We start from the raw sequence: 17,995 nt of genomic DNA on the forward strand, positions 1-17,995 counted from the left end.
ATAATGCTTGTATGATATAAATTAAATTTAAAAAATCAAAATGAAGACAGGAGATCATTAATTATGAGTAAAATTATTGGTATTGACTTAGGAACAACAAACTCAGCAGTTGCAGTATTAGAAGGCGGAGAAGCAAAAATCATTGCAAATCCAGAAGGTAACCGTACAACACCTTCAGTTGTGTCATTCAAAAATGGAGAAATCCAAGTTGGAGAAGTGGCAAAACGTCAAGCAGTGACAAATCCACATACAATTGCATCAATTAAACGTCATATGGGCGAAGCGGGATACAAAGTAGAAGCAGATGGAAAATCTTACACACCACAAGAAATTTCTGCAATGATCTTACAATATCTAAAAGGTTTCGCAGAAGAATATCTAGGTGAAAAAGTAGACAAAGCTGTTATCACAGTTCCAGCATACTTCAACGATGCCCAACGTCAAGCAACAAAAGACGCTGGTAAAATCGCTGGTTTAGAAGTAGAACGTATTGTTAACGAGCCAACAGCTGCAGCATTAGCTTATGGTTTAGATAAAACAGATAAAGACGAAAAAGTATTAGTATTTGACCTTGGTGGTGGTACATTTGACGTATCTATCCTTGAATTAGGTGATGGCGTATTTGACGTATTATCAACTGCTGGGGATAATGACCTTGGTGGGGATGACTTTGATAACAAAATCATCGACTACATGGTTGCTGAATTCAAAAAAGAAAACGGCGTAGATTTATCACAAGATAAAATGGCTGTTCAACGTTTGAAAGATGCGGCTGAAAAAGCGAAAAAAGATTTATCAGGTGTTACTTCAACACAAATCAGCTTACCGTTTATCACAGCAGGAGACGCTGGTCCATTGCACTTAGAAATGAACTTAACTCGCGCGAAATTTGATGAATTAACAAGTGACTTAGTAGAACGTACAAAAACACCTGTACGTCAAGCTTTGAAAGATGCTGGTTTGAACCCATCTGAAATCGATGAAGTAATCTTAGTCGGTGGATCTACTCGTATTCCAGCCGTAGTTGAAGCTGTACGTAAAGAAACAAACAAAGAGCCAAATAAATCAGTAAACCCTGATGAAGTAGTAGCGATGGGTGCTGCAATCCAAGGTGGCGTTATCACAGGTGATGTAAAAGACGTTGTATTATTAGACGTAACACCATTATCATTAGGTATCGAAACAATGGGCGGCGTGTTTACTAAATTGATCGATCGTAATACAACGATCCCAACAAGTAAATCACAAGTCTTCTCAACTGCAGCAGACAATCAACCAGCCGTAGATATCCATGTATTACAAGGTGAACGCCCAATGTCAGCAGATAACAAAACATTAGGTCGTTTCCAATTAACAGATATTCCAGCTGCTCCTCGTGGTGTGCCACAAATTGAAGTAAGCTTTGATATCGATAAAAATGGTATCGTAAACGTACGTGCAAAAGATTTAGGTACACAAAAAGAACAAACAATTACAATCAAATCTTCTTCAGGTTTATCAGATGAAGAAATTGAACGTATGGTAAAAGATGCTGAATCTAATGCTGAAGCAGATAAAGCACGTAAAGAAGAAGTTGACTTACGTAACGATGTAGATGCGTTGTTATTCACTGTTGATAAAACATTGAAAGAATTAGAAGGCAAAGTGGACGCTGATGAAGTGAAAAAAGCAGAAGACGCTCGTGATGAGTTAAAAGCTGCTGTTGAAGCGAACGATATCGAACAAATGAAAGAAAAACGTGATGCATTAAACGAAATCGTTCAAAACTTAACAGTAAAACTTTATGAACAAGCAGCGCAACAACAAGCGCAAGAAAATCCTGAAGCTGCACAAGGTGGAGCAGATGATGTTGTAGATGCTGACTTTGAAGAAGTAGAAGGCGACGATAAATAATCGTTAACAAGCTGGCAAAGACCAAAGTCATCGCTTTGGTCTTTGCCTATCTTTATTTCTAAAGGGAGTAAAGGGCAAATGAAGGGAAGCTATTTTTCTTTTGCTCAATTTGTGGTATGATTACAACGGTGTTTTTATACAAGTAAGCTAGCGTCAATCCTTTTAGAATAAATGAATAAATAGTTGGAGGGGAACTAATGGCTACGAAAAGAGATTACTATGAAGTGCTTGGCCTTGCTAAAGGTGCTTCGGATGATGAAATAAAAAAAGCTTACCGTAAGCTTTCTAAACAATATCACCCAGATATTAATAAAGCAGCGGATGCTGAAGAAAAATTTAAAGAAGTTTCTGAAGCGTATGAAATTTTAAGCGATCCTCAAAAGAAAGCTGCTTATGATCAATATGGTCATGCAGGCACTGATCCAAATTATGGTGGTGGTGCTGGCGGTTTTGGTGGCTTTGGCGGCGGAGGCTTCTCAAGCAGTGGCTTTGGCGGGTTTGAAGATATTTTCGATTCTTTCTTTGGCGGCGGTTCTCGTAGTGTTGATCCGAGTGCTCCTAGACAAGGATCCGATTTACAATATACTGTGAATCTTAAGTTTGAAGAAGCAATTTTTGGTGTTGAAAAAGAAATCAAATATAATCGTGAAGATAATTGTAGTACGTGTGGAGGAAATGGTGCTAAACCAGGCACTCAACCTGAAACGTGTCACAAATGTCATGGTGCAGGTTCAATCAATGTTGAGCGTCAAACCCCGCTTGGTCGTGTCATGAGTCGTCAAACCTGTGATGTGTGTCGTGGAACAGGGAAAGAAATTAAAGATCCTTGTCCAACATGTCATGGAACAGGGCATGAGAAAAAAGCTCATAAAGTAAAAGTTAATGTTCCAGCAGGAGTAGAAGACGGCCAACAAATGCGTCTAGCTAATCAAGGGGAGGCCGGAATGAATGGTGGACCTTATGGTGATTTATATGTTGTGTTTAATGTAGAAGACAGCAATATCTTTGACCGTGATGGCTCTGAAATTTATTATGAGTTGCCATTGAGCTTTGTTCAAGCAGCACTTGGTGATGAAGTGAAAGTACCTACTGTTCACGGAGATGTTAAATTGAAGATTCCAGCAGGGACTCAAACTGAAACAAATTTCCGTTTAAGAGGAAAAGGAGCACCTCGTTTACGTGGTGGCGCAAATGGTGATCAACATGTAAAAGTGAAGATCATTACACCTAAAAACTTAAACGAAGAACAAAGAGAAGCATTACGAACATTTGCTAAAGCTGGCGGTCAAACGGTCAGTGAGCAACAAGAAGAAGGCTTCTTTGACAAGATGAAAGATGCTTTTGGTGGTAAGAAAAAGAAATAAATTAAACAAGTAAGTTCCTAAACCTGTGACTTTTCAGTACGGGTTTAGGAACTTTTTTGTTAGAAATCTTGGTAAAGTGTCAGTAAATGTTCAATTCGTTTTTTTAATTCTGCTCTAACATGAGGCGGCTCTAAGCATTCACATTGATTGCCAAAACCTAAAAGTAAGTTATAACCAAATTCATCTTCCATAAAGGGAAATTCTACAATTAATTTTTCTGGAGTGTCAGAAGGATAAAAAGTTAATTGCCCAAATTTATCAACTAATTGTTCTTTGACTCTGCGTGTTACTTTCAAGGTAGTGATTGTAAATGTATTTCCATAAAAAGGTTCTTTTCCTAGCGGTTTCGCTTGAAATTCTCTAGCTTGGAATGTTTCAGTCAATTGTTCTAAATGGGTAATTCTTGAAATTTTAAATGTACGAAAATCATCTTTTTCTATACAAAAGGCTTGTAAATACCAACTAATTTCTTTTAGAACAAGTCTGTAGGGCTCAACCATTCGTTTTGTTTTATTCCCTTTGTTATCTTCGTAATCAAAACGGAGCAAACGACCTTGTTCCATACCTGATTTAACAATTTCTAAGTAGGGTTGTAAGGTATGGTTACTAGTCCAAGGCGTTAAGTCAATAACAATTTGGTTGGTTTTAAACTCGATTTCATCACGGAATTGTTCTGGAACGAGGGTTTTTATTTTTTCAAATGTTTGGCCTATTTGAATTGGAGATACATTGCTAGACAAGCTTTCTAAGGCAATCAGCAGAGAGGTGATATCTGTTGAAGTGAAAAAATGCTTATCTATTTTATAAGTATCCATAATCTGGATGCCGCCATTTACCCCAGGTGATGAGGTTACAGGGATGCCTGCCTCACTAAGAGAAGTAATATCACGGTAAATCGTTCGAACAGATACTTCAAACATTTCAGCTAACTGAGAAGCACTGATTTGTTTCTTTTTTAATAGGATCATTGTAATCGCAAGTAGTCGCTCTGTTTTCATTTTGGCACCTTCTTTGGTTTTTGTCATAAGAGTGTACATTTTATTATAGCGAAAAAATGTATGCTTATGTAAATTTAGGCAAAACTTTTATTGTGAAGTAGTTTAAGAAGAATAGGACATTGGTGAACGATTGACTTTAACAGGTCCGATTTATATAATGTTACTGTTGTTCAAAAAGAAAAGTAGTATTTTTTATTACTAGCTGAGAAAGGAAGTCTGATATGAATCATTCTCTATTTAGGCAACCCCACCCGCTAGTTATTATTTGTTATTATCTAGTGATGCTATTAGTCGTGATGAGTACGACTAATCCCGTTATTATAAGTTCATGTTTTGTTGCAAGCTTAGTTGAGAGGTTCCTTTATTTAAATGGCAAGTCGAAAAAGTCTGTCCTGTATCCATTGGTCTTTTTAGCGATTATTACGATGACAAATCCTTTATTTGTTCATAGAGGCGCAACGATTTTATTCTTTCTTTTTAATAAGCCGATTACCATGGAAGCTTTTGTTTATGGTTTTTTTATGGGTTTAATGATCGTTACGGTTATCTATTTATTTCAAAATTTGCAAAAAGCTGTTAATTCGGAACAATTTTTTTATCTGTTTGGAGAACGATTTCCAAAATCCACATTGATATTGACGTTGGTTTTCCGATTTATACCGTCGATTCAATACTATTATCAAGAGTTAAATCAAGTGCAAAAAACACTACATCGTTCGCAAAGACAAGGGGTTAAAGAAAGAGCGAATTATGGATTGGATTTATTTGGAAACTTATTTTCTTGGTCGTTAGAAAGTGCAATGGATACTGCGGATTCAATGAAAGCACGTGGATATGGTGTTCAAGCTCGAAGCAGTCGATTGAATTATGTATTTAGAAAACGAGATAAGCTGTTTTTAGTTACAATCATTTGTGTGGGAAGTTTTTTTATCTTCAGAATGATGGCGGGGGACTATCAGTTTAATTATTATCCCTATCAAGATAATCTGTATATACTGATTCAAGAGCAAGGCGAAAATTATCTGTATCTTGTACTTTTTGCTTTTTTACCAGTGCTGTGGCGACTATGGGAGGTGATAATGTGGGCTATCTTGAAATTAAAAATTTGAGTTTTCAATATGCTGGAACGGATAAACCAGTTTTGAATAACGTATCTTTTTCTGTTGAACAAGGTGCATTTATTTTGCTTTGTGGTGCTTCCGGTAGTGGGAAATCGACCTTATTGAAATTGTTAAAGCCTCAATTGACACCTTCAGGTCAGCAAACAGGCGATATTTATCTGGAAAATGAAACAATTATGGCGCTACCAGAACCTTTTTCATCTAGTAATATTGGCTATGTCATGCAAAAGCCTGAAAATCAGATGGTGACTGAGAATGTTTGGCATGAATTAGCTTTTGGGTTAGAAAATTTAGGTGTATCTACTTCTGAAATTAAGAGCCGAATTGCTGAAATGGTTCATTTTCTCGGTATTCAAGAATTGCTTGATTATAAAACTAGTGAATTATCTGGGGGACAAAAGCAGTTGCTAAATTTAGCTTCTGTTTTGGTGATGAAACCAGAGATCTTGCTTTTAGATGAACCAACAACACAACTTGATCCTATTGCCTCACAAAAGTTTATCGATTTATTGGTAAGATTAAATCGAGAGATGGGAGTAACGATTTTGTTAGCTGAGCATCATTTGGAATCGGTCTTTGCATCTGCGGATAAAGTATTGATTTTAGAAAAAGGTGAGCTTCTTTTTGCGGGGAAACCTAAAATGATTTCTAAGCTAATAAATACAAATAGACAGGAGCTTAGCCGCTTTAGCGTCAGTTTGCCTAGTGCGGTGCAAATTTATTTAGGCAGTGGCATTATGGATGATTGCCCTCTTACGGTTGTTGAAGGTAAACGATTTTTGGCACGTCATTTTCCTATTGTTGCCGATTTTCGAGAAGAAAAAACAGCCTCAATCAGTAGACAGATAGGAATTGAGCTGAAAAACTGCTGGTTTCGTTATGAAAAGCAAGGGCCGGATATAGTAGCGGGTGTAGATTTTCAGGTATACGAAGGAGAAATTTTTACGCTCGTCGGTGGAAATGGAACTGGAAAAACAACCTTATTAAAAGTGATTGCCGGTATCAAAAAATGTTATCGTGGGAAAGTGTCTATCTTAAATCAACCAATCAAAAAAGCTCAAGATACTGTGGGGTATTTGCCACAAGAGCCTGAAATGTTGTTTATCAAAGATTCGATAATAGAAGAGTATACTGATCATTTAGAGCGTATAAACGTAAATAAAACAGAACAAACAAAGCGGATCAATGATATCACAAACTTACTTGACCTAAATGACGTGCTAACAAAGCATCCACTTGATTTAAGTGGTGGGGAAATTCAGCGGGCGGCACTTGGAAAAGTACTTTTAGCAGATGCAAAAGTCTTATTATTGGATGAGCCAACGAAAGGTATCGATAATTACGCTAAAAAGCAGTTGATTTATTTATTGAAGAAGCTATCCAAGCAAGGGAAAACGATCTTACTGGTAACACACGACTTAGATTTTGCTGCGGAGTTATCGGATCGCTGTGGTTTATTTTTCCAAAACAACGTATTGTCTGTGGCTGCACCCAAGCAATTTTTTAGTCAGCATGCCTTTTATACAACGGCTGCCAGTCGTATATCAAGAGTTAGTTTTCATGATTTAGTGACCACCGATCAGGTAATAACAGCATGCAATAGTAAAAAAGGAGCCATTCATGAATAAATCGGACATCAAACGAATAGTAGTTAGAACAATGCTACTCCTGTTGTTATTTACAATCGGTGTTCTTTTGTTTCAAGCGAGTGAGTATCAGATTGTATCGATGTTGTTAGTATTAGGTGCTTGTTTTCCTATGTATTATCGCTATGAAAAAAAGCAAATGAACATTAAAGAACTAGTTTTGATTGCTGTACTGACGTCGATTGCGGTGTTAGGTCGGTTTTTATTTTACATGATTCCAGCAATTACACCAATGACAGCGATTATTATCATTTCGGGGATTTGTTTAGGTTCAGAGGTTGGATTTTTAGTCGGTTCCTTGTCAGCAATCACTTCTAATATGTTATTTGGCCAAGGTCCGTGGACGCCCTTTCAAATGTTTTCTTGGGGCATCATCGGCTGTGTAGCTGGATTGCCGTGGTTGCAGCAATTATTTCAAAAAAGTTATTGGTTTTTAGCGTGTTATGGTATTATTGCTGGTTTTTTCTTTTCTTTTTTTATGGATCTCTGGACGGTATTTTCTATTGATCGTTTTTTTTCATGGCAAAGATATTTAGCATTATTATTGAGTGCGGTTCCGTATACCATTTCCTATTGTTTTTCAAATGCGTTCTTTTCTTGTGTACTGTTCCGATCAATTCAAACGAAGCTACAACGAATTTTGATCAAATATGATATAAAATAATTTAATTAAGGTGGAATGAACAATGAAAAAATTTTTTAAAACAGTCATGATTGTGACCGTGCTTTTTTTATTAGGTGCGTGCAGTAATCCAGTGGATAAAAAAGCTGAAACAAAATCGAGTGATGAGTTGCTAAATGTCACGATTATTCTGAAAGAAGACGATAAACAGTTTGATAAAAAAGAGTTGAAAGTAAATAAAAAAGAGTCTCTTCAAACGGTTCTGGAGAAAAATTATAAAATAGAGATGTCAAAAGATTTTATTAGTGGAATAGATGGTCATCTACAAGATGAGAAAGCTAGTAAATATTGGATGTATGATGTGAATGGAAAACAACCTGATGTAGGAGCTGTCGAGTATTTTCTAAAAAATGGTGACGTTGTTACTTGGACATTGAATAAACTATAAAATACACACATTTTAAACTAGTGAACAAACCCTGACAAACAGTTGTCAGGGTTTGTTTGTTAGAATGAATCTGTCAGTATGACAACCATAAATAAAGGAGTAGATAATAAATGAAAACAGCAGAAGCTTTTAACAAAATCATGAATGAACAAACAGAAATTGCTTTAGCAACTAGTGTTAAGGAGGTTCCAAATGTCCGAATCGTCAGCTTTTTCTATGATGAAACAAAAAAATGTTTATTTTTCGCCACATTTAAAATGAACGAAAAAATCACAGAATTTGACGAGAACTCTAACGTGGCATTTACGACAATCCCAACGAAAACGACGAATCATGTTCGTGTCCATTACGCACAAGTAAGAAAGAGTGAGTTAACTGTATATGATGTTGCAGAACAATGGATTCAAAAAATACCAAGTTACGAAGAAAACATCAAACACGCAGGCCAGATGTTAATTTTGTACGAAATCCATTTTACTGAAGCTGATGTGGTATTAGGAATGGATAGTAAGGAAACACTACATCTGTAAAATCAGAAAGGAGATAGAAAATAAGATGAATTATTGGATAGGAGTTGCTTCAAAAGATCATGTAGAAATTGGCGTTTCAGGCGGTTTTTGCCAATTATGTCATGGGAAATCAGCACCGCTAAATAAAATGAAAGCAGGAGATTGGCTGATTTATTATGCACCGAAACGAAGTTTGAAAACAAAAGAACCGTGCCAAGAGTTCATTGCTCTAGGTCAGGTCTTATCAGGTGATGCTTATTTGTATGAAATGTCGCCAGGTTTCACTCCTTATCGTAAAAATATTGCATTTTTAAAGAATATTCAATCTGTACCATTAAAAACAGTTTCAACTTTTCCTTTATGGCAGAAATATCGCTCCCGTTTAAGGTTTGGACATTTTCAAATTCCCAAGGAGTTATTTGACTTCGTTGCTTCGAATATGAAGGTGGAATAAAAAAACGTGGGTGGGACATAACTCTTCGAGTCATATCCCACCCACTTGAAATCCGAATAAACGGTGAGAGCAGAAGCAATCACTATCACATCAACTTCTAAGTGCTAAAGCACTAAGAGTTGACGTTGCACAGTACCTACTAGGTTCTAGGGATTAAACACTTCTGTCCCATCCTCGCTTTTTTCTACTATTTTGCCCAATTATTCATAACGCAATGCTTCGATTGGGTCAAGTTTTGCTGCTTTTCTTGCCGGATAAACGCCAAAGAAAATACCAATTGCACTTGAAAAGGCTAAGACAGCAATAATCGAACCTAATGTAAATTGTGGAGTGATGTCTAAAACATTCGCAACGGTCACTGCTAAAAGTGCCCCTAAAGTCAGACCAATCAAGCCGCCAATCAAACATAAGATTACTGACTCTGTTAAAAATTGAAATAAGATATTACTATCCGTTGCGCCCAAGGCCTTTCTTGTTCCGATTTCTCTTGTTCGTTCTGTTACGGAAACTAACATAATATTCATTACGCCAATTCCTCCAACCAGTAAGGCGATAGCCGCAACTGCTGCGATAAAGTTGATAAACAAGCCTAAGACATTGTTCACTTGATCTAGTGCTTGTAAGAAGTTGGTTGCAGTATAGACTTTATCACCGATTGTATTATGACGAACGGACAAAATATTTACGATTTGTTTTGACACAGCATCGATATCATCTTTTGATTTAACAATTACAGTCAAACTAGTAACTTTTGTCGCATCAGGGTTTAAGGCGTTGGCTGTAGGTAGTGGAACTGAAACATACCCCATCATTTCTTCTTCATCGAAAGAGCCTACCATTTTTTCTACAGTACTTTTAGTAACACCAATGATGCGGAGGCTGATTTGTCCTTTTTGTCCACGCAAGTTGATTTTCTCTCCAACCACATTTTCTCGACCGTTGAAAAAATAGCGAGCGGTATCTGCACTGATTACAGCGACTTTACTGCCTTCTGAATACTCGGTGGAATTAAAATAGCGACCGTAAACAATAGCTTTGTCCATTGTTTGATTTGTATACTGCAAATCAGGTGTTCCAGCCATAATCAAGGTTGCTTTTGATTTTTCATTTGTAGCACCAACGGCTTGGATCGATACAGCAGGAGAAAGATGATCGATTTGGGGAATGCTGTCTTTCAATGCTTTGATATCTTTACTCGTAATTTTTTGACTCTCGGTGGCGTCTCGGCTAGTAGAAACAGAAATTGTAGATGCACCTAAATCGCTAAAAGTACCAGTTATTTGAGTTGTTGCGCCATTACCGACAGCTAAAATAGCGATAACCGCAGCGATTCCAATGATGATCCCTAACATAGTCAAAAATGAACGCATTTTATTCGCTAAAATACTATCGATCGCCATTTTAAAACTTTCAATAATTCCCATAAAAGCGGCTCCTTTCTATAATTTTTTTCGCTCGATGACAGGTTGATCATCAATGATTTCGCCATCTTTAAAAGAAACGATTCTTTTAGTGTATTGTGCGACGTCCGGTTCATGTGTCACCATGACAACGGTAGTTCCCGCATCGTTTAAATCTTGAAAAATCTTCATGATTTCTAAGGTTGTTTTTGAGTCTAGATTTCCAGTTGGTTCATCAGCCATTAAAACTGCTGGATCATTTACAATTGCTCTGGCAATTGCGACACGTTGTTTTTGACCACCTGAAATTGCGTTTGGTCTATGAGAAACACGATCAGCTAACCCAACTTTTCTCAAGGCTTCTAACGCACGTTCTTTTCGTTCTTTAGCTGAGATACCAGAATAAACCATAGGCAAAGCGACATTATCTAATAAAGACATACGTGGCATTAAATTAAAGGATTGAAAGACAAAGCCGATTTCTTTATTCCGAACATGGGCACTTTCATTGCTTGTTAAATTCGTTACGTCTTGACCATTTAAATGGTACGTTCCTTCATCAAAATGGTCCAATAATCCAAGAATATTCATCATTGTAGACTTTCCAGATCCGCTGGGTCCCATAATAGAAGTAAACTCACCTTCAGCGATACGGAGGGAAACGTGTTTTAAGGCTTGTAATTCTTCGCCGCCTGTGCGATAGATTTTTACGACATCTTTTAAATCAATCAATTCGTTCACCTTCTATTCTTTGGTTACGTCAGTATTATTTTTAATATCAGAGCTTGGCGAAAGAATAACGGTTTCGCCTTCTTTTAGTCCACTTTTTACTTCGATCAATTTATCAGATTGAATACCTATTTTTATGGTTGTTTCTTTTGCTTGACCGTTTTTGACACTATAAACAATTGGTTCATTTTTGTCATTATACGTTAAAGCTTCAACAGGCAAGGCCAGTACATTTTCTACGGTATTTGTAGTAATATCGACATCCGTATCAAACCCTGCGAATAGATTTTCAGGAGCTTTATCAAATGTTACGATTGCGGCTAAACTTGCGGTAGTACCAGTGGCAGATTGAGTATTTTGAGCAACAGGGTCTTTTTCAGAAATTTTTCCTGAAAATGTTTGATCGCCGTTTGAAATTTCTACTTTCTGATCGACTGAAACAGACGATGCTTCAGAGTTTGATAGCTCTAGTTTGACTTTCAAGGTAGAAAGGTCATCTAATTGAATAGAGGATTTAGCTTGTTGGGTATTTGTATCCGGTTGTTTTGCTTTGATATTTACTTGCGTAATGGTTCCATCAAACCCTGCAACTAATTGTAATCCGTTGTCATAAGTTGCTAGAACTTTATCCTTTTCCACTTTGTCGCCAATGTTAACATTTACTTCGACTACATTTCCAGTGCCTGAAAGAGACTGGCTTTGGTTTGGAATCAAGGTTCCTGTGGTAGAAAGTTTCTCAACAATCGTTTCCTTTTTTACTTCTCCTGTTCTTACGGTTATTGTATTGGATTTACCTGAATTTGTTTGAACGAACAAGAAAATCACAAGTACAACTGCTAGCACTGCAAAAATGGCAAACATTATTTTCTTTTTCATGGATTTCAACTCTTTTCTACTATTTTTATGACATGCTGTCATTTATGCAAGTTTACTCTTTTTTTCATGAAAAGTCTAAGATTAGTTTTAGTGATTAAAGTAATACTAACTATAGATTTCTGCGTTATAATGAGGATAAAGAAATTGAAAAAAGGAGTTGAAGAAATGAAGGAATTTATTTATGCAATCAGTGATATTCATGGAGAGTATGAATTGTTTAATGAGTTAATCCAATATTTTGATCCAACGATGCATCAACTAGTTTTAATTGGTGATTTAAATGACCGCGGACCAAAAACGAAAGAAAGTTTTTTACTCGGAAAAGAATTGGTTGAAAAATACAAGGCAATTTATCTTAGAGGGAATCATGAAGAATATTTTTTACAATTTTTAAATAAACCGGAAGATTGGTTTACTAGTTATGTTCGGAATGGCGGGAAAGAAACGATGGAAAGCTTGCTTCATAAAGGGGCCACCGAAGAATATTCTCCTACTGAAATCGCAATGATGATTCGTAGCCGATACAAAGAGTTGATCGAATTTCTAAAGGAACGTCCATTGTATTTTGAATGGAAGAACTACATATTTGTCCACGCAGGAGTGGACTTAACGAAAAAAGATTGGCATGAAACGAGTTCACATGATTTTATCTGGATCAGAGAAGCTTTTCACACAGGGAAAAACAATACGGGAAAAACGATTGTTTTTGGTCATACAATTACTCCGATGCTTCATGGTGATATGGAAACAACGGATTTATGGCGTTCTGACAACAAGATTGGGATTGATGGAGGTGCTGTTTTTGGTGGTTCTGTTCATGGGGTGATTTTCGATGCTACCGGCATTGTACAAGATATTGAATATCAAAATTTGAACGGACCATGGCGACCTGATTTTTAAGCTTCATTCTCTTCCTATATTTCAAGAGGGAAATATGCTAAAATAAGACAGTATGTTAATGAAAAGAGGTATGTAAATATGGCAGAAGCTTATAACCAAGAAGTAGTTGTTTTACTTCAAAAAGAATTGACTGAATATCGTCCAAATCAGATAACGACAGTGCTGACTTTATTAAATGAAGGCAACACTGTTCCTTTTATTGCTCGTTATCGTAAGGAAATGACTGGAAGTTTAGATGAAGTTCAAATTCGTGAGATTGAAGAACGATATACTTATTTAGGAAACTTAGAAAAACGAAAAGAAGAAGTTTTACGCTTAATCGAAGAACAAGGAAAGCTAACAGACGAGCTAGCTAAATCCATTCAAAAAGCCACAAAAATGCAGCAAGTAGAAGATTTATACCGTCCATATAAGCAAAAACGCCGTACTAAAGCAACGATTGCCAAAGAAAAAGGACTGGAGCCTCTCGCAGAGTGGTTGCTAAGCTTCCCTGCTCAAGCAGATGTAAAGGCAGAAGCTAAAAACTACATGGATGCAGAAAAAGAAGTGGATTCTGTGGAAGCTGCGTTACAAGGAGCACACGAAATCATTGCTGAACGTGTTAGTGATGAACCTAAATTTCGTACATGGATTCGTGATTTTACTTTTAAACATGGACAATATATCAGTACCGTTAAAGATAAAGAAAAGGATGAAAAGTCTGTTTATGAAATGTATTACGATTTTTCAGAACCTGCTAGTAAGATTGTTTCACACAGAGTCTTGGCTACAAATCGTGGAGAAAAAGAAGATATTCTAAAAGTGTCTCTTTTAGTTGAAGAAGAAAAAATAGCGGCTTATTTAGACCGTCAATTGATTGGAAATAACAAGCAATCGCCAACGGCTACTTATGTTGAAACAGCCTATTTAGACAGTTACAAACGTTTTATCGGACCTGCCATCGAACGGGAGATTCGCAATGAATTAACAGAAAAAGCGGACGAACAAGCAATCAATATTTTTGGTGAAAACTTACGTAATTTGCTGTTACAGCCACCATTGAAAGGAAAAGTTGTATTAGGATTTGACCCAGCGTATCGTACTGGATGTAAACTAGCGATTGTGGATGCGACAGGGAAAGTCTTAGCAATCCAAGTAATCTATCCCCACAAACCAGCGTCTGGAGAAAAACGTGCAGCAGCTGGTCCAGCATTTACGAAATTGATTGAAGAATATCAAGTTGAAATGGTTGCAATCGGTAATGGAACTGCAAGTCGTGAATCAGAATTATTTGTTGCTGAACAACTAAAACAAATCAAACGTGATGTGTTTTACGTGATTGTTAATGAAGCTGGTGCATCTGTTTATTCTGCAAGTGATGTTGCACGAGCGGAATTTCCAGACCTACAAGTAGAAGAAAGAAGTGCGGTCAGTATTGCACGACGTTTACAAGATCCTTTAGCCGAGCTTGTAAAAATCGATCCAAAAGCAGTCGGAGTGGGACAATATCAACATGATGTTTCACAAAAACGTTTAGCAGAGCAATTAGATTTTGTTGTTGAAACGGCTGTTAACCAAGTAGGCGTTAATGTGAATACAGCTAGTCCGCAGCTTTTACAACATATTTCAGGCTTAAACAAAACAACCGCACAAAACTTAATGGCTTATCGAGATGAAAATGGCGCATTTACTGCTCGTAATCAAGTGAAAAAAGTACCTCGTTTGGGACCAAAAGCCTACGAACAAGCAATTGGATTTTTACGTATTCCAAATGGAAAAAATATATTAGATAATACAGGGATTCATCCGGAAAGCTACGATGTTGCTAAAGCCATTTTAGCAAAAGCAGCTGTTGAATTAGCTGAACTTGGTACAGCAGAAGCGGCTCAAAAAATTAAAAGCCTATCTTTATCCCAGTTAGAAGCAGATTTAGCAGTTGGAAGTGAGACATTAAAAGATATTATCCAAGCATTAGTTCAACCAGGTCGAGATATGCGTGATGAAATGCCAGCACCTCTTTTAAGAAAAGATGTGTTGTCAATGGAAGATCTAAAACCAGGGATGGAATTGCAAGGTACAGTCCGTAACGTGATTGATTTTGGCGCATTCGTTGATATTGGTGTGAAACAAGACGGCTTAGTGCATATTTCAAAATTAAGTACAAAATTTGTAAAACATCCAACCGATATTGTTGCAGTCGGTGATGTTGTAACTGTTTGGGTAGAAGAGGTAGATACGAAGAAAGGGCGCATCAGTTTGACGATGTTGCCGCAAGTTGAAAGGAAAGATTGATTTTGAGCAGTTTTTCTAATGAAGGAAAACCAGCAAAGATAGAATGGACAGACGACCAATTACAACAATTGGTCGAAGAAATTTCGTTGACTTCTTTTCAAAAAACGTTTAAACATAAAGCTTTTTTTAATCGACGATTGAAAACTACAGGTGGGCGTTATCATTTAAGTTCTCATGATATTGATTTCAATCCGAAAGTTATTGAACGGTATGGCAAAGAAGAACTTGTTAAGGTAATCAAACATGAATTATGCCATTACCATCTACACCTTGAAGGCAAAGGCTATCGACACAAAGATTCAGATTTTAAGCTGTTGTTAAAACAAACAGGCGGCACGCGATATGTTCGACCTTTAGTAGAACAAAAACCGCAATCATATCATCAATATCAATGTGAAAAATGCCAGACCTTGATTTTAAGAAAACGAAGAATCAATACTCACAAGTTTGTTTGCGGTAAGTGCCGTGGCAAGCTTGTGGAACGATAAAATACAAAGATACCGTCGTTTCCTATAATCGAAATGGCGGTATCTTTGTAAGATTGATTATGTAGAAAGTAGGCAGAGTCGAAATGATTGAACAATGGAATGAAGTTCTAGAATATTTAGCAGCAAAAGATGAGCGTACAAAAACCTACGATTTAGTTATTTTAGCAGGAAATAGCCTTCCTTATCTGGCAGATGAATTTATCCAGTTGTATAAACAAAATAAAGCTGCAACCTTTTTACTAGTGGGAGGCAAAGGTCATGCCACTCCTTTTTTAAAGAAAAATTTTCAGAATATGGGAATCAATGTTAGCGATGGTAGTGAAACCGATATGTACTTAGATTATTTTAAACAGAAGTATCATTTAGATTCAGACCTATTTTTAATAGAAAAAGAGTCTACTAACTCTGGTGAAAATGCTCTTTTTTCATTAAATATCATAAAAAAAGCAGGAATAAAGCCTAAAAATGTTTTATTATTACAAGATCCAATTTTGCAAAGAAGAACCAAAGCAACATTTGAAAAAGAATGGCAAGAAATCAATGCTCAATTTATAAATGATGTACCCATCGTTCCTGTTGTAAAATCGATTGATGAAACTGTTCATTTTGAAGATCAACGATTGAATGGACTATGGAATAAAGCTTATTTTCTTTCCCTGGTTTTAGGTGAGATTCCCCGATTAAGAAATGATAAAAACGGATACGGACCTAATGGATGCAATTATATTGGAGCTGTAGAAATTCCAAAATCTGTGGAGCGTGCTTATGAAGAACTTTGTAAGAAGTATGATTTTCGATTGGAGCGATAGTTGAGAGGACATCTCTATAACTAGATTTTAGTGGGCTTTAAATGAAACATTGACAAAAATAAAACAGTATTTTATCATAGGTTGAGGCAGTACAGAATGCTTTAATTTTATATTGCGGTCATGGCGGAATGGCAGACGCGCCAGCTTGAGGGGCTGGTGGGGGCAACCCCGTGGAAGTTCGAGTCTTCTTGGCCGCATGAGTGAACTCTAAACTTTGATGTGAAATCAGGTTTAGGGTTCTTTTTTTTTAATACAAAAACAATCCATGAACTTAAACGTGCATTCCATTCAAATGGAAATTATCAAATGCCTAGAACGTTAAAGATATAAAGAAAATACCTAACTCAGACCAAAGCCGTATTTATTATAGCGGTTAGGTAACATAAACTTAAAGAAGACAAATATTTAGGAGTAGGTGAATACAAAATGGAAGATGATTGGTTAATGAGGCAAGTTAAATTAGTTGGTGAAGGGATAGGACATATCTTAAAAAAACAAAATAATTCATTCGAGTTTGGTGAATTTGAAAATGAGAACGGTGAAACAGTTTCAAGAAAAAAAGCAATTTTGGATTATATAGAATCTGAACAATATGAACAGGCTTTTTTATTGGTCAACTCGTTAAAATATAAGTTATCTGTTTATGATTTTGATAACGCTTCAATTTGGTTCATAAGATGTTTGAACTCTATTAATAAACAAAACCCGGATACTATAGAAATAGACACGATTGAAAGGTATTCAAAAGCGTTGTCTCACTTAATGTAAATAAAAAAACGAGTGTGGGACAAAACTAAAAATCAGTTTTGTTTCACACTCTAAATCCTAATAAACGGTGGACAAAAGCCAGGTTCTTCGGCAATTTCGCAAAAAGCGAGCAATACAAGAAGCGTATTGTTCGATTTTCACTCCAATTGCTCGAGCCTAATCAACTTTTGTCTCAACCTCGTTTTTTGTTTTAGAAAGTATCATAATGACTTGAGCTATTCTTTTACAGCTTTAAACAATACTTGGAAGAAATAAGCTAAGCCTATGGTAATGATAATATGACCCAACCCAGCGATGCCTGAAATGGCTGCAGATTCAGGATATGCTAGCACCTGTAAGATTCCTCGAATAATCATCATTAATAATGTTATTCCTAACCCACTATTATATAGAATATAGAATTTTTTATAGTTTTTCTCCTTCGTTAATTGGAAGTTTTTTTCTAAAAGTAGAACGATTAAGAAAAAGAACATACCTAAAATCAATGTATGTGTATGCAAAACACTAAGTTGTGTTTCACCATCAAATGAATTTAATTTTGTAAACTCACGATAAAACACACCGGAGATTAATCCAAAAATCATATAAAACATACTAACTCTGACTAATTTTTTCATTTTACACCTCTAAATTAATTGTATTTAATCTCTTTAACTATAGCAAAACAAGAGACTAATTTCTACAAATCTGATTTCAGAT

The 17,995-nt window shown here is 36.3% G+C and carries 18 protein-coding genes and 1 tRNA gene; 14 read left to right on the plus strand and 5 right to left on the minus strand.

The features are described from left to right. The first annotated feature begins 63 nt into the window (after positions 1-63). Positions 64-1,893, plus strand: coding sequence for a molecular chaperone DnaK (dnaK, locus tag A5880_RS14880; RefSeq protein ID WP_086329851.1), 1,830 nt, complete (start codon positions 64-66; stop codon positions 1,891-1,893). Between the two features lie 197 nt (positions 1,894-2,090). Further along, complete coding sequence (gene dnaJ / locus A5880_RS14885) at positions 2,091-3,257, plus strand: molecular chaperone DnaJ (RefSeq protein ID WP_086329852.1); 1,167 nt, start codon at positions 2,091-2,093, stop codon at positions 3,255-3,257. A gap of 59 nt (positions 3,258-3,316) precedes the next feature. Here dnaJ and A5880_RS14890 read toward each other — a convergent pair whose 3' ends face one another. Next, a complete protein-coding gene (locus A5880_RS14890; RefSeq protein ID WP_086329853.1) occupies positions 3,317-4,255 on the minus strand; it encodes a helix-turn-helix transcriptional regulator in 939 nt (312 codons plus the stop codon). Between the two features lie 221 nt (positions 4,256-4,476). Here A5880_RS14890 and A5880_RS14895 point away from each other — a divergent pair, with 221 nt between their 5' ends. The 6 genes from A5880_RS14895 (at position 4,477) to A5880_RS14920 (ending at position 9,055) form a co-directional block, all read left to right on the plus strand. Continuing rightward, the gene (locus A5880_RS14895) at positions 4,477-5,364 is read left to right on the plus strand and encodes an energy-coupling factor transporter transmembrane component T (RefSeq protein WP_086329854.1); all 888 of its coding nucleotides are present in this window, start codon (positions 4,477-4,479) and stop codon (positions 5,362-5,364) included. Beyond that, the gene (locus A5880_RS14900) at positions 5,337-7,004 is read left to right on the plus strand and encodes an ABC transporter ATP-binding protein (protein WP_086329855.1); all 1,668 of its coding nucleotides are present in this window, start codon (positions 5,337-5,339) and stop codon (positions 7,002-7,004) included. Before A5880_RS14895 ends, A5880_RS14900 begins: the two co-directional genes overlap by 28 nt. After that, a complete protein-coding gene (locus A5880_RS14905) occupies positions 6,997-7,686 on the plus strand; it encodes an ECF transporter S component (RefSeq protein ID WP_086329856.1) in 690 nt (229 codons plus the stop codon). The genes A5880_RS14900 and A5880_RS14905 overlap by 8 nt, the downstream gene beginning before the upstream one ends. Positions 7,687-7,708: 22 nt before the next feature. Further along, entirely contained in the window at positions 7,709-8,092 is a 384-nt protein-coding gene (locus A5880_RS14910) for a DUF4430 domain-containing protein (protein ID WP_086329857.1), read from the plus strand. A 110-nt stretch (positions 8,093-8,202) separates the two neighbouring features. Further along, entirely contained in the window at positions 8,203-8,622 is a 420-nt protein-coding gene (locus A5880_RS14915) for a pyridoxamine 5'-phosphate oxidase family protein (protein ID WP_086329858.1), read from the plus strand. Between the two features lie 25 nt (positions 8,623-8,647). Then, on the plus strand, positions 8,648-9,055 hold the full coding sequence (locus A5880_RS14920; RefSeq protein WP_086329859.1) for an EVE domain-containing protein: 408 nt from the start codon (positions 8,648-8,650) through the stop codon (positions 9,053-9,055). 200 nt (positions 9,056-9,255) lie between these two features. On the opposite strand, the gene A5880_RS14925 is transcribed toward A5880_RS14920, so the two are convergent. The 3 genes from A5880_RS14925 to A5880_RS14935 are packed head-to-tail and all read right to left on the minus strand — an operon-like array spanning position 9,256 to position 12,060. Continuing rightward, positions 9,256-10,479 (minus strand): ABC transporter permease, encoded by a 1,224-nt coding sequence (locus A5880_RS14925; RefSeq protein WP_086329860.1) that lies wholly within the window; start codon positions 10,477-10,479, stop codon positions 9,256-9,258. Positions 10,480-10,494: 15 nt separating this feature from the next. Further along, the gene (locus A5880_RS14930; RefSeq protein ID WP_086329861.1) at positions 10,495-11,187 is read right to left on the minus strand and encodes an ABC transporter ATP-binding protein; all 693 of its coding nucleotides are present in this window, start codon (positions 11,185-11,187) and stop codon (positions 10,495-10,497) included. Positions 11,188-11,199: 12 nt separating this feature from the next. After that, a complete protein-coding gene (locus A5880_RS14935; protein ID WP_086329862.1) occupies positions 11,200-12,060 on the minus strand; it encodes an efflux RND transporter periplasmic adaptor subunit in 861 nt (286 codons plus the stop codon). A gap of 165 nt (positions 12,061-12,225) precedes the next feature. Here A5880_RS14935 and A5880_RS14940 point away from each other — a divergent pair, with 165 nt between their 5' ends. From A5880_RS14940 to A5880_RS14965, 6 genes are all read left to right on the plus strand, one after another. Beyond that, entirely contained in the window at positions 12,226-12,960 is a 735-nt protein-coding gene (locus A5880_RS14940) for a metallophosphoesterase (RefSeq protein ID WP_086330316.1), read from the plus strand. A 78-nt stretch (positions 12,961-13,038) separates the two neighbouring features. Next, positions 13,039-15,231 (plus strand): Tex family protein, encoded by a 2,193-nt coding sequence (locus A5880_RS14945; protein WP_086329863.1) that lies wholly within the window; start codon positions 13,039-13,041, stop codon positions 15,229-15,231. Between the two features lie 2 nt (positions 15,232-15,233). Further along, a complete protein-coding gene (locus A5880_RS14950; protein ID WP_086329864.1) occupies positions 15,234-15,719 on the plus strand; it encodes a SprT family protein in 486 nt (161 codons plus the stop codon). A gap of 83 nt (positions 15,720-15,802) precedes the next feature. Beyond that, a complete protein-coding gene (locus tag A5880_RS14955) occupies positions 15,803-16,528 on the plus strand; it encodes a YdcF family protein (RefSeq protein ID WP_086329865.1) in 726 nt (241 codons plus the stop codon). 114 nt (positions 16,529-16,642) lie between these two features. Next, positions 16,643-16,725 (plus strand) — tRNA-Leu (locus tag A5880_RS14960). A 229-nt stretch (positions 16,726-16,954) separates the two neighbouring features. Further along, the gene (locus A5880_RS14965; RefSeq protein WP_086329866.1) at positions 16,955-17,296 is read left to right on the plus strand and encodes a hypothetical protein; all 342 of its coding nucleotides are present in this window, start codon (positions 16,955-16,957) and stop codon (positions 17,294-17,296) included. Between the two features lie 215 nt (positions 17,297-17,511). On the opposite strand, the gene A5880_RS14970 is transcribed toward A5880_RS14965, so the two are convergent. Next, the gene (locus A5880_RS14970; protein WP_086329867.1) at positions 17,512-17,913 is read right to left on the minus strand and encodes a DUF2871 domain-containing protein; all 402 of its coding nucleotides are present in this window, start codon (positions 17,911-17,913) and stop codon (positions 17,512-17,514) included. Between the last annotated feature and the right edge of the window lie 82 nt (positions 17,914-17,995).

Origin of the sequence: Enterococcus sp. 4G2_DIV0659, from assembly GCF_002140715.2 — a bacterium.
In the GTDB taxonomy this organism is placed as follows: Bacteria; Bacillota; Bacilli; order Lactobacillales; family Enterococcaceae; genus Enterococcus_L; species Enterococcus_L mansonii.

Coding starts and splice junctions, on each gene's coding strand:
- dnaK (WP_086329851.1), top strand. CDS start 64: ATGAGTAAAATTATTGGTATTGACTTAGGAACAACAAACTCAGCAGTT.
- dnaJ (WP_086329852.1), top strand. CDS start 2,091: ATGGCTACGAAAAGAGATTACTATGAAGTGCTTGGCCTTGCTAAAGGT.
- A5880_RS14890 (WP_086329853.1), bottom strand. CDS start 4,255: ATGAAAACAGAGCGACTACTTGCGATTACAATGATCCTATTAAAAAAG.
- A5880_RS14895 (WP_086329854.1), top strand. CDS start 4,477: ATGAATCATTCTCTATTTAGGCAACCCCACCCGCTAGTTATTATTTGT.
- A5880_RS14905 (WP_086329856.1), top strand. CDS start 6,997: ATGAATAAATCGGACATCAAACGAATAGTAGTTAGAACAATGCTACTC.
- A5880_RS14910 (WP_086329857.1), top strand. CDS start 7,709: ATGAAAAAATTTTTTAAAACAGTCATGATTGTGACCGTGCTTTTTTTA.
- A5880_RS14915 (WP_086329858.1), top strand. CDS start 8,203: ATGAAAACAGCAGAAGCTTTTAACAAAATCATGAATGAACAAACAGAA.
- A5880_RS14920 (WP_086329859.1), top strand. CDS start 8,648: ATGAATTATTGGATAGGAGTTGCTTCAAAAGATCATGTAGAAATTGGC.
- A5880_RS14925 (WP_086329860.1), bottom strand. CDS start 10,479: ATGGGAATTATTGAAAGTTTTAAAATGGCGATCGATAGTATTTTAGCG.
- A5880_RS14935 (WP_086329862.1), bottom strand. CDS start 12,060: ATGAAAAAGAAAATAATGTTTGCCATTTTTGCAGTGCTAGCAGTTGTA.
- A5880_RS14940 (WP_086330316.1), top strand. CDS start 12,226: ATGAAGGAATTTATTTATGCAATCAGTGATATTCATGGAGAGTATGAA.
- A5880_RS14945 (WP_086329863.1), top strand. CDS start 13,039: ATGGCAGAAGCTTATAACCAAGAAGTAGTTGTTTTACTTCAAAAAGAA.
- A5880_RS14955 (WP_086329865.1), top strand. CDS start 15,803: ATGATTGAACAATGGAATGAAGTTCTAGAATATTTAGCAGCAAAAGAT.
- A5880_RS14965 (WP_086329866.1), top strand. CDS start 16,955: ATGGAAGATGATTGGTTAATGAGGCAAGTTAAATTAGTTGGTGAAGGG.
- A5880_RS14970 (WP_086329867.1), bottom strand. CDS start 17,913: ATGAAAAAATTAGTCAGAGTTAGTATGTTTTATATGATTTTTGGATTA.